Below are 13484 nucleotides of genomic sequence, written 5' to 3' on the forward strand. Positions count from 1 at the left end.
CCGCAGGTCATCATGTTTCATTCCTTTGGCCGTCGCTCAAAGAAATCCGGGTATCGCATCCATGCGCATCATTCTCCCCGCCCTTTTGTTTGCCTGCATGACTGGCCTAGCGGCTGCGCCTGCACTGGCCGATCCGGGCGTGGCGGCAGAGCGCGTGTCTCGCGCCAGCGCGGTGGATGACGGCTATGGCGCGGTGATCATTTCGATCCGCAGCGAGCTGTATCTTGACGATCCGCTGCAGGTGTATTTCCTGCGTGAAGGGGGCAGCATCACCAATGATCGCGATGTCGTGCGGTTTGAGCGGCGGCAGGGCTTCTTCGCTTTCGGCAACGACACGGTCGAATACCAGATCAGGGCGTATCAGCTTGCGCCGGGCACCTACCGGCTTGTCGCGCACGGCATGAATTGTCCCAAGGTGCCTGCAGAGGACGAACGCTGCCTGATCGACGTTCAGGGGATTGCCGGGGCCGAAGTGCTCTCGCGCCCGTCACGCGGCTATGGCGAAGATGCGCCCAGCTTCGAGGTTCGTGCGGGTTCGCTGACCGATGCGGGCGATTTCGCACTTACGGCGCGCAACACGATCGAGTGGTCTCCGATCCCGGCGCATGAAATCGACCGCGCTCGCAGAGGCTTTGCCCGGTTGCCGATAGCGCCCGCGCCCGAAGTGCCCGAGGATTTCAAGCTGAAATACGGCCTTCACGCCCGGACTTTCGAGGATGATCGTTACCGGCGGTATTAGACCCGTCAGATCAGCAAGGTGCGCGGGCGCGGCATCGGCTTGTGCCGCACCGCGTTCAGCATTGCGTAGACAGTGCGCGCCGCGGCCAGAATGAACGCAGCAAATGCCATCAATGCAATCAGCAGCACGCCGACTATGCCGCCATCTTCACCCTTGCTGATCAGCACGGCGAGACCGCAGAAAACCGCGATCACGAATGATCCGACCATGATCCAGAACGTCCGGATCAGATACTGGAACTGGCTGCGCTCCCATTCCTCTGACTTGCTGTCGTAAAAGACATAAGCGAGCACCACGCCGACGACGCAGGAAAACACCGTGAAATAGGTGCAAAGATACAGGACGCAGATGACGAAGGGGCGATTGGCGAGCAGATCGCCCGCGCTCCAGCCGCGTTCTTCGGGAGTGGGCAGGCGCTGCGGCGCCTTGGGGGTCACTTCTTCTGTTTCTTGAGCGTCTTCTTCAGCCATTTCCACAGCGCCTCTATCTCTTCCGCAGCTTTGCCCGAGGGATCGATTTCCGCCGCGGTTTCGCCCTTTGCACTGGAGCGATGGAACGCGGCGCGATCGCCGATTTCGACCGGGCAGATTTCCAGCCCCATGCCGCCGGCGACCTTGCGTGCTTCCTCCGCCAGCACGGTCGCGCCGGACGGAACCGCGTTGAGCACCACAAAGGCAGGCGTCTTGGCGAAGCCGACCAGATCGGCAATCGGTTCAAGCGCGGCCAGATCGAAGGCACGCGGCTTCGTCGGGATCAGCACGATGTCCGCCGCCTTGATGGCCTCTCGCGCGGCTGCATCGGCGTGCGGAGGCGTGTCGATCACGACGAAATCAACGCCGTTCTTTTTCGCGCTTTCGATGGTGCGAGTCAGCCGGGCAGGGGGCGCGGTAACGACAACGGGCAAAAAGTCCCCGCGCCAGTCCGACCATGCCGCCGCTGTCGCCTGCGGATCGAGGTCGATGATGCAACTCTCATGCTTGGACTGCGCAGCGCGCGTGCCCAAATGGACGGCGAGCGTTGTTTTGCCCGAGCCCCCTTTCTGGGAGACGATGGCGATAGTTGTGGGAGCAGATTTGGACATGGCAGGCTGAACCCTTGAACGAGACTGGACGTTTCTTTTTCTCCCAATCACGTATTTGTCAGTCTTGCTTGCAATAGTCCACTTTTCGAAAGAAATTGCCGGGAACAGGAGGCGGGACTGACGCAGGCTCTGGAGCTCTGGCTCAATCGCATCTTTTCCGATGGTGCCAAACGCAGTTTCGGCCATGGCTGGTTGAGCGGCGTGCTGTCCATCGTGCTCGGCATTCTCGCGAGCCTTTCGGTGCTTGCGCTGCGATTTCCCCAATGGCTGACGCTTCCGGAACTGCGCGCACTCTATCCGCTCGAATACATCCGGTTGGCGATCAATGCAGGCATCTGGGCTTCGCTGGCACTGGCGGGCCTGTCGATGGTGCTTCGAAAGCGCAAGCGATTGGGGCTGACCGGATTGGCGATGGCGGCGATTGCCATGGCATTGGGCGGAGGTGATGCGCCCCTTGGCCCGAACGAAGGTGAAGACATCTATCTCGGCCTCGATTGGTTTGTGCTGGGCGTGTTGACGACGGCGGGCCTGTTCGTGCCGCTGGAGAAGGCTTTTCCCTTACGGCGCGGGCAGGGCGCGTTTCGGGCCGGTTGGCTTACCGACACCCAGTATTTCTTTGCGAGCCATGGGCTCGTGCAGGTAATGAGTGTGGCGGTGCTCGCCCCTGCTGTGGTGCTGGGCGCGCTGCTGGCGGTGCCTTCGGCGCAGGCGTTCGTCCAGAGCCTGCCGTGGCTGGTTCAGTTCGGCCTGGCGGTGCTGGTGGCGGATCTCGCCCAATATGGCGTGCACCGCGCCTTTCACGCCGTTCCGTTCCTGTGGCGCTTCCACAAGGTGCACCACTCCATCGAGGCGATGGACTGGCTTGCCGGATCGCGCCTCCATCTGTTTGACGTCATCGTCACGCGCGGGCTGGTGCTGCTGGCGCTGCTGGTAGCGGGTTTCGCCCAGAGCGTGGTCTATGCCTATCTAGCACTGGTGAGCTTCCACGCGGTGTTCATCCATGCCAATTTTGCACCGCGCCTGGGCGGGCTGGAGCGGTGGATTGCCATGCCCCGGTTCCACCACTGGCATCATGGGGTGGAGGAGGAAGCGCGGGACGTGAACTTCGCCGTGCACCTGCCGATGATCGATCGCTGGTTCGGGACATACCACATGCCGGAATACCGCTGGCCTGCGGGCTATGGCCTCACCGGGGAGCGCGGACCTGTAGGCTGGGCACGGCAGCTGGTGTGGCCGTTCGCGCGCAGTCCGTGAAAAACCCCGCCGAAGCGGGGCCTTTCGTGTATTACTGATCCAGGAACGACCGCATTTTGCGCGACCGGCTCGGGTGCTTAAGCTTCCTCAGCGCCTTGGCTTCGATCTGGCGGATACGTTCGCGGGTCACCGAGAACTGCTGGCCGACTTCCTCCAGCGTATGATCGGTGTTCATGCCGATGCCGAAACGCATGCGCAGCACGCGCTCTTCGCGCGGGGTGAGCGATGCAAGGACGCGGGTAACGGTTTCCTTGAGGTTCGCTTGAATCGCGGCATCCACCGGAATGATCGCGTTCTTGTCCTCGATGAAATCGCCGAGGTGTGAATCTTCCTCGTCCCCGATGGGCGTTTCGAGGGAGATCGGCTCCTTGGCGATCTTCATCACCTTGCGCACTTTTTCGAGCGGCATCGAAAGGCGTGCTGCCATTTCCTCAGGGGTCGGCTCGCGGCCTTCCTCGTGCAGGAACTGGCGGGAAGTGCGGACCAGCTTGTTGATCGTCTCGATCATGTGGACCGGAATACGGATGGTGCGCGCCTGATCGGCGATCGAGCGGGTGATCGCCTGACGGATCCACCACGTCGCATAGGTGCTGAACTTGTAGCCGCGACGGTATTCGAACTTGTCGACCGCCTTCATCAGGCCGATGTTGCCTTCCTGAATAAGATCAAGGAATTGCAGGCCGCGGTTAGTGTATTTCTTGGCGATGGAAATCACCAGGCGCAGGTTCGCCTCGACCATTTCCTTCTTCGCGATGCGGGCTTCACGCTCGCCCTTCTGCACCATGTTGACGATGCGACGGAATTCCGGGAGCGACATGCCCGTCTGTGAGGTGATATCGGCGATTTCCGAACGGATGCGCTCGATCGCGTCCTCTTCCTTCTCGGCGAAGGCGGCCCACTTCTTGTCCTTCTTTGCCTTTTCCTTGATCCATGCGTCGTCCAACTCGTTTCCGACGTAGGAATTGAGGAAGTCGATGCGCTTGATCTTGTGCCTTTCGGCAAGGCGCAACATCTGACCACCAAGCGCGGTCAGGCGACGGTTGAAGGCGTAAAGGTTGTCGACCAGGAATTCGATCTTGGTCGCGTGGAACTGGACGCTCTCGACCTCGGCGGTGAGTTGTTCGGACAGTTCCTCGTACTTCTTTTCCTTGGCCTTGGGGAATTCATTGCCGGCGGAAAGGGTTTCGACGCGCTCGGCCTGAAGCTTTTCGAAGGTCTTGAACAGCTTGGTGATGCGGGCGAAGCGTTCAATCGCGTCAGGCTTCAGCGCGGCTTCCATCTGCGCGAGGGAGAGCGTGTTGTCTTCCTCGTCATCATCGTCGCGCTTGGACCGGCCTTCGCCGTCCTCGTCGTCACCGTCTTCCTCGGGTTCGTCCTCGACTTCGTCATCCTCGCGGATGGTCGGGCCTGCGGTGGCTTCTGAGATTTCGCCGTCGTCATCGTCATCGTCGGCATCGTCCGCCATCTTGTCGGCCGGCGGTTCCTTGGAAAGCATCGCGTCGAGATCGAGGATCTCGCGCAGCTGCATGTCTTCGGAATTGAGCGCTTCGGACCACTGGATGATCGCGTGGAAGGTGATCGGGCTTTCGCACAGGCCCATGATCATCATGTCGCGCCCGGCCTCGATCCGCTTGGCAATGGCGATTTCGCCTTCGCGGCTGAGCAGTTCGACCGCGCCCATTTCGCGCAGGTACATCCGCACCGGATCGTCGGTGCGTTCACCGGTTGCCGCTTTCTTGGCCGGGCTGGCCTTGGCGTCCTTGCGAGACGCCTTCTTGTCCTCATCATCGTCGTCGACATCAACTTCATCGACTTCGGAATCGGCCTCTGCCTCGGCTTCCGCCTCCTCGTCATTCTCGACGATCTGGACACCCATTTCCGAAAGCGCGGTCTGGATGTCCTCGATCTGGTCGGGGCTCATCTCGCCAGAGGGCAGCGCCTCGTTCAGCTCATCATAGGTGATGTAGCCCTTCTTCTTCGCCTTGCTCATCAGCTTCTTCACCGAAGCTTCGTTGAGATCGATCAGCGGGGCGTCGTCTTTGTCGGCGGAATTTGCGGTCGAGGCCATGTAGTCTTTTCAGTCCGTTCCCGTGTGACCTGTCCGGAGTTGTTCAATGCCGCGAGCAGCATCGGCCAAGCCACAAATGTTTATCCCACACCGGCAAATATTGTGCCGGCTTAATCCTGTTCGGCCGGGGTCCCGGCCTTCCTGCGCCCGAATGCCTTCAGCCGCTCGTCAACTGTCGTGAGCTGTTCACGCAAGCGAGCCTGTTCTGCAAGGCACCCTTCGGGGTCCTCGTCAAACCGAGCGATCGTTGCCGCCATAGCAGCTTCGAGCGCTGGCTTGAGGGCCAGCAGCGATACAGCTTCGGCCAATTCCTCGCGCGCTTCACCGGGGGATGTGCCTTCTCTGAGGAAGGCGTAGCGTTGGTCTTCCGGTGGGGCAGGATAGCCTTGCACGCCAGATATGGCGTTTGGCGGCTGCGAATCAAGCGTTTCCGACAGTTCAATCAACGATTCGATTGCAGGCGCGACTTTTGGGTCAAGCCGGGCGAGCCGGGAGAGGCTCTCCGAGTGGCGCGAAATTTCTCCCGGATGGCGCACCAGTCCGGCAATCACCGCCGACAAAAGGCCTTCGCGCTGGCCGCCCGCCATGGCTCGTTGCAACAAGTCGCGAGCCGATTGCGAAAGGCCCGATTGCGCCGGTTTGGCAGCCGTCCAGCCACCGTGCGAGCGTTGCTGGCGCGGTTCACGCGGCGGATAGGCGAAGGCAGAGAACCGATCGAGCAATTCGCGGCGGTATAGCGCGCGGATGTCGCTGTCCTGAATCGTATCGACATGCTCCATCAGCCGCGCTTTCAATCCGGCCTTGGCCTCTGGACTGTTCAGCGGCTTTGCGTCGCGTTCGTATTCCCACAGCGTGTCGAGCAGGCTGGCGGGCTGGGCGAGCAGCTTTTCCATTGCGGCAGCCCCTTGCTGCCTGATCAGGTCATCCGGATCGAGCCCCGCAGGCAATCGTACGATGGCAAGTGACCGCATTGGCGCCAGCATCGGCAGGGCGCGAGAGACGGCACGAATAGCGGCGCGCTGTCCCGCGGCGTCGCCGTCAAAGCACAGCACCGGCACTTCCACCATGCGCCAAAGCATCTCCAGCTGCATTTCCGTAAGAGCAGTGCCGAGCGGCGCGACGGCATCGGCGATCCCGGCCTGAGCCAGCGCGATCACGTCCATGTACCCTTCGACCACCACGACCCGGCCTGTCTGACGCGAAGCAGGCGCGGCACGGTGCAGATTGTAGAGCGTGCGCCCCTTGTCAAACAACGGCGTGTCGGGCGAATTAAGATACTTGGCGACCCCATCGCGCTTTTCGAGAATGCGCCCGCCGAACGCGATCACCCGGCCGCGCGCGTCCTGGATCGGCAGCATGATCCGGTCGCGAAAGCGATCATAGGTGGTGCCGTCATCTTTGCGGATTCTCATCCCGCTTTCGACCAGCATTCTGTCATCGAAACGGGGCAGGGCACTTGGCAGTGCCTGTTTGCTTTCAGGAGCGTATCCGAAACCGAATTCGCGCAGGGTTTCCGGCTTCAGCCCGCGATCATTGAGGTATTTCGCCGCCGCACGGCCCGCGCCGCTGTGCAGATTGTGCACGAACCAGTCCTGCGCCTCTGTTGTCACATCGACCAGTTCGGCGCGCTTTTCCGCCTTTTGCGCCGCGACCGGATCAGGTGCGGGGACTTCCATCCCGGCTTCCGCCGCCAGTTCCTTTACCGCGTCGATGAAGGACAGGCCGCGCTGTTCCGTCATCCAGCTGATGACATCGCCATGCGCGCCGCAGCCAAAGCAGTGATAGAACTGCTTTTGATCGTTAACGTAGAAGCTTGGCGTCTTTTCGTCATGGAACGGGCAGCACCCTTTCCATTCGCGACCCGCCTTGGTGAGCTTGGTCGTGCGCATGATCACGGTGGATAGCGTGATCCGCGCGCGCAGCTCGTCCTTCCATTGCGGGGTGATGGCCATCAGCGTTTAGTGCGCCCGAACGCCGCAGCGTTCAAGCGCACATTGTGGAGCAGTCTGTTCTTAACTCAGGGCAGCCTTGACGAGGCCGCTTGCCAGCTTCCCGTCGAGCACCGCGCCGTGCTTCGCTTTCAGCGCGCCCATGACCTTGCCCATGTCGGCCATTGAAGAAGCGCCGGTTTTGGCTTTGATCGCCTCGATCGCAGCCTTGGTTTCTTCCTCGCTCATCATCTGCGGCAGGAATTCCTCGATCACGGCAAGCTCGGCCTTTTCCTTGTCAGCCAGTTCCTGACGACCGCCGCTTTCGTACATCTCAATCGATTCGCGGCGCTGCTTCGCCATTTTCTGGAGCACGCTCGTCACCAGTTCGTCGTCAGGGATTTCCTTGCCGCTGGTGCGCTCCTCGATATCGCGGTCCTTGATCTTGGCCGAGATCTGGCGAAGCGCCGCTGTGCGGTCCTTTTCGCCGGCTTTCATGGCGGTGATGGTGGCGGCCTTGATGTCGTCGCGGATCATTTCTTGAACTCTTGTGTCTGGGTTTAACTGTGGATGGATCGGTATATGGGCGCGCTCTAACGCATTGCGAGGGTCTCGCCTAGGTTGACGAGGGGGCGGTGTGCGCTTAGCGGGTGAGACTTAGCGACATTGCTGGAAATCACTCTGAACGGAGCGCCTCATGGCCGACACCGCATCTACTCCTGCGCAACCGAAAGATGCGACGGGTTGTCTCGTTCTGGCCGATGGCACGGTAATCTGGGGCAAGGGCTTCGGCGTCGAGGGCAGCTCGGTAGGCGAAGTGTGCTTCAACACCGCGATGACGGGCTATCAGGAAGTGATGACCGATCCCAGTTACGCGGCGCAGATCGTCACCTTCACCTTCCCGCATATCGGCAATGTCGGTGCCAATCCCGAAGATATCGAAAGCCGGGTCGAAGGAGCAGTCGGCTGCGTCGTGCGCGAAGATGTGACCGCGCCGAGCAATTTCCGCAGCGTGGAAGGTTTCGCGAAGTGGATGGAAAGCAACGGCAAGATCGGCCTGTCGGGTGTCGATACCCGTGCACTGACCCGCCGCATCCGCCTCTCGGGCGCACCCAATGCGGTGATCGCCCATGCGCCTGATGGCAAGTTCGACATTCCCGCGCTGATCGCCCGCGCGCAGGAGTGGGCGGGGCTTGAAGGGATGGATCTCGCCGTGCGCGTCACCCGTGAGGAGCGCGAGGATTGGGCCGGGGGATACTGGCGTCTGGGCCACGGCTATGCCCGTGCGGATTGGTCGAACAAGCCGCACGTTGTCGCGGTGGACTACGGCGCGAAGGACAACATCTTCCGCAATCTGGTGAAGGCCGGGGCGAAGGTGACGGTAGTTCCGGCCAAGACTTCGTTTGACGAGATCATGGCGCTGAAGCCCGATGGCGTGTTCCTCTCGAACGGCCCCGGCGATCCGGCGGCGACGGGTCAATATGCCGTGCCGGTGATCAAGGCGCTGCTGGATGCAGACATGCCGCTGTTCGGCATCTGCCTTGGCCACCAGATGCTGGCGCTGGCAGCGGGTGCAAAGACGGTGAAGATGCATCAGGGCCACCGCGGCGCGAACCACCCGGTTCAGCGCGTGGGTGAAGGCTGGGGTGAGACTTCAGGACTGGTCGAGATCACTTCGATGAACCACGGCTTCGCAGTCGATGCCGACACCCTCCCGCCCGAGGTCGAGCAGACCCACGTCAGCCTGTTCGACGGATCGAACTGCGGCATCGCGGTGAAAGGCAAACGCGCGTTCGGCGTGCAGTATCACCCCGAGGCATCGCCGGGGCCGCAGGACAGTTTCTACCTGTTCGAGAAGTTTGTTGGGGGGCTGGGGTGATCACGCGTCTGATCGCCTTTGCCTCTCTACTTACGTCGTCGGGCCTGATCGCTCAGAACCCGGCGATGATCCCGCCTCCCGTGTCTGAATGGCCCGGTGCGGAAATCGTCGAGGGCGTGGCGTTTCAGGGTGATGGCGGAGTGACTATCGAACGGGGGGCGAGCGGCCTTCCGGTGGTCGCTTTCTGGCGGCCAATCCTGTTTCGCGAAGACAGCGACAAACCCGTTGCCGGGCGCATGGATTGCCGCGTGGTCGCCGCTGACGGAGCATTTTCCGAGGACGAATTCGATCCCGAAGCCAAGCACGCGATCAACGCCGATCTGCGGGAGGCGCAGGGCTTTGTCGATATGGATGCCTTGCGCGATTATTCGGATACGATGCGCCAGCTCGACGTGGTCGGCCGCCGTGCCAATCCGCGCCAGCATTACGTCCTCAGCTATATCCTCGTGCGCGACGGGGATCGGCTGATCGATATTCGCCGCAATTGCACCTTTGTTTATGGCAATGCGATTTCGCGGCCCGATGTGCTGCCCTATGTCGGGCGCTACACCCGCATCAGCTTCGCGTTCGAGCCAGCTATGGGAGGCGAGGGATGATCCGGGCTGCCATTGCAATCACCGCACTTGCCGCGCTCCCAGGCTGCGAATTGCTGTTTCCCGAAGACCCGCGTGAGGGCGAGGAAACGCTGGAAGCCTGCCTTGGCCGTGTTGCCGCAAAACAGCGCGATTTGCTGGCTGAAGCCGCTGACGAAGATGTGCTGGTTCCGACTTACACCTATGACATTACCAAGCTCAGCCTTGAGGATTTGCAGGCGTTGACGGTTGCGGGGGCGGACGAAACCGCCGGAACGCGCGAACGCAGGCAGACCAATCAAGCCTCCACAGCTGTAGACAATTTCATGGCGACGCCTGTTGATGAAAATGGCGCCTTCTACATGGGCCGCGACCCCGCGCTTTACCGCGTGCGCGGCGAAGCGATTGCAGCAGGCGAAATCGCAACGGCCGGGTGCGAACGGCAGAAGGCCGGAATGCGCCTGATCGATTTTACCGCGAGCCCCGTGCCCGCTGAACCAGAACCCGACGCCTCTGGCGACACAGACAATTCCGGCGAAAACGAGAACCAGAACTGATGCCCAAACGCACCGACATCTCCTCCATCCTCGTCATTGGCGCTGGCCCGATCATCATCGGGCAGGCCTGCGAGTTCGATTATTCGGGCACACAGGCGATCAAGGCGCTGAAGGAGGAGGGCTATCGCGTCATCCTCGTCAATTCGAACCCGGCGACGATCATGACCGATCCGGAGTTTGCCGACGCCACCTATATCGAGCCGATCACGCCCGAAATCGTGGCCAAGATCATCGCCAAGGAACGGCCCGACGCGCTGCTGCCGACGATGGGCGGGCAGACAGCGCTGAATTGCGCACTGGCGCTGGATGCGGAGGGGACGCTGGAGAAATACGGGGTCGAGATGATCGGCGCGAAAGCCGATGCGATCGACAAGGCCGAAAACCGCCAGCGTTTCCGTGAGGCGATGGACAAGATCGGGCTGGAAAGCGCGCGTTCGGGCGTGGCCAACACGCTGGATCAGGCGCGTGAAGTGCTGGAACGCACCGGGCTGCCCGCGATCATCCGTCCCAGCTTCACGCTTGGCGGGACGGGCGGGGGTATCGCCTACAACACTCAGGAATTCGAACGGATCGTACGCGAAGGGCTCGACGCGTCCCCCACCACCGAAGTGCTGATCGAGGAATCGCTGCTCGGTTGGAAAGAGTACGAGATGGAAGTGGTGCGCGATCGCAAGGACAATGCGATCATCATCTGCTCCATCGAGAACGTCGATCCGATGGGCGTGCACACCGGGGACTCCATCACCGTCGCCCCGGCACTGACGCTGACGGACAAGGAATACCAGATCATGCGCACCGCGAGCATCGAGGTGCTGCGCGAAATCGGCGTGGAGACGGGCGGCTCGAACGTGCAGTTCGCGGTCAATCCCAAGGATGGCCGTCTGATCGTGATCGAGATGAACCCGCGGGTGTCGCGTTCGTCTGCGCTCGCGTCCAAGGCCACCGGCTTCCCCATCGCGCGTGTCGCGGCGAAACTGGCGGTCGGTTACACGCTGGATGAGATCACCAACGAAATCACCGGCGCGACGCCTGCCAGTTTCGAGCCGACGATCGATTACGTCGTCACCAAGATCCCGCGTTTCGCCTTTGAAAAGTTCAAGGGATCCGAAGCCGCTCTGTCCACGGCGATGAAATCGGTCGGCGAAGTGATGGCGATTGGCCGCAACTTCCAGGAAAGCCTGCAAAAGGCGCTGAGGGGATTGGAGACGGGGCTGGACGGGTTCAACCGCGTGCCAGAACTCGAAGGCGTGGCCCGCGATGTCATCACCGCCGCGATCTCGCGCCGCACGCCCGACCGGCTGCTGAAAGTGGGGCAGGCGTTCCGCGAAGGATTGAGCGTTGAGGATATCAACGCCGTCACCGGATATGATCCGTGGTTCCTGCGTCAGATCGAGGCGATCATCGCGGCCGAACGCGAAGTGCAGTCGGACGGTCTACCCAACGATGCCGCCGCGCTTCGCCGGTTGAAGGCGATGGGTTTCTCCGACAAGCGGCTTGCGACACTGGCGGTGCGTTCGGTTGGTGTGGCGGGCGGTCTTGCGGAAACGCAGGCGCGCCGTTCAGGTCTGCTCCACGATGCGCTGGTGGCGATGGCCGGTGCGACGAGCGAGGACGAAGTGCGCAAACTGCGCCACAAGCTTGGCGTGCTGCCCGTGTTCAAGCGGATCGACAGCTGCGCTGCCGAGTTCGAGGCGATCACGCCGTACATGTATTCGACCTATGAAGCGCCCACCTTCGGGCAGGCCGAATGCGAGGCTGCGCCGTCTGACCGCAAGAAGATCGTCATCCTCGGCGGCGGACCGAACCGGATCGGGCAGGGGATCGAATTCGATTACTGCTGCGTCCACGCCTGCTTTGCGCTCGGCGAGGAGTGGCACGGCCCAGCGTTCGAGACGATCATGGTCAATTGCAACCCGGAAACCGTCTCGACCGATTACGACACTTCCGACCGTCTCTATTTCGAGCCGCTGACCGCCGAAGACGTCCTCGAAATCCTGCGGGTTGAACAGCAGGCGGGCGAATTGCTGGGCGTGATCGTCCAGTTCGGCGGACAGACCCCGCTTAAGTTGGCGCAGGCGCTGGAAGATGCAGGCATCCCGATCCTTGGCACCTCGCCCGACGCGATCGACCATGCCGAAGACCGCGAACGGTTTGCCAAGCTGGTCGACAAGCTGAAGCTGAAACAGCCCGACAACGGCATCGCCTATACCCGCGACGAAGCGGCAGCGGTGGCTGCGCGGATCGGCTATCCGGTGCTGCTGCGCCCCAGCTTCGTGCTTGGAGGGAGGGCGATGGAGATCGTCGATTCCGAAGCCCAGCTCGATGACTACATCAAGACCGCCGTGACCGTGTCCGGCGACAGCCCGGTTCTGGTCGACCAATATCTGCGCGATGCGATCGAATGCGATGTCGATGCATTGTGCGACGGAGACGAAGTCCGCATCGCGGGCGTTATGCAGCATATCGAGGAAGCCGGGGTCCATTCGGGCGACAGCGCCTGCACTCTGCCGCCCTATTCGCTGCCCGCAGAAATCGTCGCCGAGATGGAGCGGCAGGCCGAAGCGCTTGCCCGCGCGCTGGGTGTTCGCGGGCTGATGAATGTGCAGTTCGCGGTGAAGGACGGGGAGGTTTACCTGATCGAGGTGAACCCCCGTGCCAGCCGCACCGTGCCTTTCGTCGCCAAGGCTATCGGCCAGCCCGTCGCCAAGATCGCTGCGCGGGTCATGGCAGGGGCGAAGCTCGCCGAATTCGAACCGTTCCGCCGCGATCTGCCCTATATGGCGGTGAAGGAAGCGGTCTTCCCGTTCAGCCGTTTCCCCGGAGCCGATCCGATCCTGACCCCGGAAATGAAATCAACCGGGGAAGTGATGGGGATCGACACCAATTTCGAAGCCGCCTTCCTGAAATCGCAGATTGGCGCCGGCATGATCCTGCCGCGTGAAGGAACGGTGTTTGTATCGGTCAAGAATTCGGACAAGGCCGGGATCGTGCCGGCGGTGAAGAACCTGATCGATCAGGGCTTCAGCGTGATCGCCACCGGTGGCACGCAAAGCTATCTGGCCGAACAGGGCCTACCGGTCGAACGCGTCAACAAGGTGGCGGAAGGTCAGCCGCATATCGTCGACAAGATCATCGACGGGGAAGTGGCGCTGATTTTCAACACCACCGAAGGGTGGCAATCCTTGCTGGACTCCAAGTCGATCCGGGCGACTGCGCTTGAAAAGAAGGTGCCGTATTACACCACGGCAGCCGCTTCACGCGCAGCATCGGCGGCGATTGCGGCGATTACGCCATCGCAACTTGAAGTCCGTTCGTTGCAGGACTATTATACCTAAGCATTCAAGCTGCCCCTCCTGAAATTCAGAAGATTTCAAGGCCGCCTCTTTTCGAAGCGGTCACAGTCGAA

The 13484-nt window shown here is 61.5% G+C and carries 11 protein-coding genes; 6 read left to right on the forward strand and 5 right to left on the reverse strand.

Features of this window, described 5'->3' with window-relative positions:
- The first annotated feature begins 97 nt into the window (after window positions 1-97).
- Window positions 98-739, forward strand: coding sequence for a hypothetical protein (locus L1K66_RS09915; protein WP_252257718.1), 642 nt, complete (start codon window positions 98-100; stop codon window positions 737-739).
- A gap of 5 nt (window positions 740-744) precedes the next feature.
- On the opposite strand, the gene L1K66_RS09920 is transcribed toward L1K66_RS09915, so the two are convergent.
- Window positions 745-1209: a hypothetical protein gene (locus L1K66_RS09920; RefSeq protein WP_252257719.1), complete on the reverse strand. Its 465-nt coding sequence runs from the start codon at window positions 1207-1209 to the stop codon at window positions 745-747.
- Window positions 1173-1820: a ParA family partition ATPase gene (parA, locus tag L1K66_RS09925; RefSeq protein ID WP_252257720.1), complete on the reverse strand. Its 648-nt coding sequence runs from the start codon at window positions 1818-1820 to the stop codon at window positions 1173-1175. Before parA ends, L1K66_RS09920 begins: the two co-directional genes overlap by 37 nt.
- Window positions 1821-2021: 201 nt before the next feature.
- On the opposite strand from parA, the gene L1K66_RS09930 reads away from it, so the two are divergent.
- The gene (locus tag L1K66_RS09930; protein ID WP_252257721.1) at window positions 2022-3074 is read left to right on the forward strand and encodes a sterol desaturase family protein; all 1053 of its coding nucleotides are present in this window, start codon (window positions 2022-2024) and stop codon (window positions 3072-3074) included.
- Between the two features lie 31 nt (window positions 3075-3105).
- Here L1K66_RS09930 and rpoD read toward each other — a convergent pair whose 3' ends face one another.
- The 3 genes from rpoD to L1K66_RS09945 form a co-directional block, all read right to left on the reverse strand.
- Complete coding sequence (gene rpoD / locus L1K66_RS09935; protein WP_252257722.1) at window positions 3106-5142, reverse strand: RNA polymerase sigma factor RpoD; 2037 nt, start codon at window positions 5140-5142, stop codon at window positions 3106-3108.
- Window positions 5143-5252: 110 nt separating this feature from the next.
- The gene (dnaG, locus tag L1K66_RS09940) at window positions 5253-7094 is read right to left on the reverse strand and encodes a DNA primase (RefSeq protein WP_252257723.1); all 1842 of its coding nucleotides are present in this window, start codon (window positions 7092-7094) and stop codon (window positions 5253-5255) included.
- A gap of 60 nt (window positions 7095-7154) precedes the next feature.
- Window positions 7155-7607, reverse strand: coding sequence for a GatB/YqeY domain-containing protein (locus tag L1K66_RS09945; protein ID WP_252257724.1), 453 nt, complete (start codon window positions 7605-7607; stop codon window positions 7155-7157).
- Window positions 7608-7767: 160 nt separating this feature from the next.
- Here L1K66_RS09945 and carA point away from each other — a divergent pair, with 160 nt between their 5' ends.
- From carA to carB, 4 genes are read left to right on the forward strand one after another with little or no spacing between them, the layout of a single operon-like run.
- Window positions 7768-8949 carry a glutamine-hydrolyzing carbamoyl-phosphate synthase small subunit gene (carA, locus tag L1K66_RS09950; RefSeq protein WP_252257726.1) on the forward strand — a complete coding sequence of 394 codons (1182 nt, stop codon included), beginning with the start codon at window positions 7768-7770 and terminating at the stop codon, window positions 8947-8949.
- Window positions 8946-9545, forward strand: coding sequence for a carbamoyl-phosphate synthase large subunit (locus L1K66_RS09955; protein ID WP_252257727.1), 600 nt, complete (start codon window positions 8946-8948; stop codon window positions 9543-9545). Before carA ends, L1K66_RS09955 begins: the two co-directional genes overlap by 4 nt.
- Window positions 9542-10078, forward strand: coding sequence for a hypothetical protein (locus tag L1K66_RS09960; protein WP_252257729.1), 537 nt, complete (start codon window positions 9542-9544; stop codon window positions 10076-10078). The genes L1K66_RS09955 and L1K66_RS09960 overlap by 4 nt, the downstream gene beginning before the upstream one ends.
- The gene (gene carB / locus L1K66_RS09965) at window positions 10078-13413 is read left to right on the forward strand and encodes a carbamoyl-phosphate synthase large subunit (RefSeq protein ID WP_252257730.1); all 3336 of its coding nucleotides are present in this window, start codon (window positions 10078-10080) and stop codon (window positions 13411-13413) included. Before L1K66_RS09960 ends, carB begins: the two co-directional genes overlap by 1 nt.
- Window positions 13414-13484: the final 71 nt, after the last annotated feature.

This window comes from Erythrobacter aurantius (assembly GCF_023823125.1).
Lineage (GTDB): Bacteria > Pseudomonadota > Alphaproteobacteria > Sphingomonadales > Sphingomonadaceae > Erythrobacter > Erythrobacter aurantius.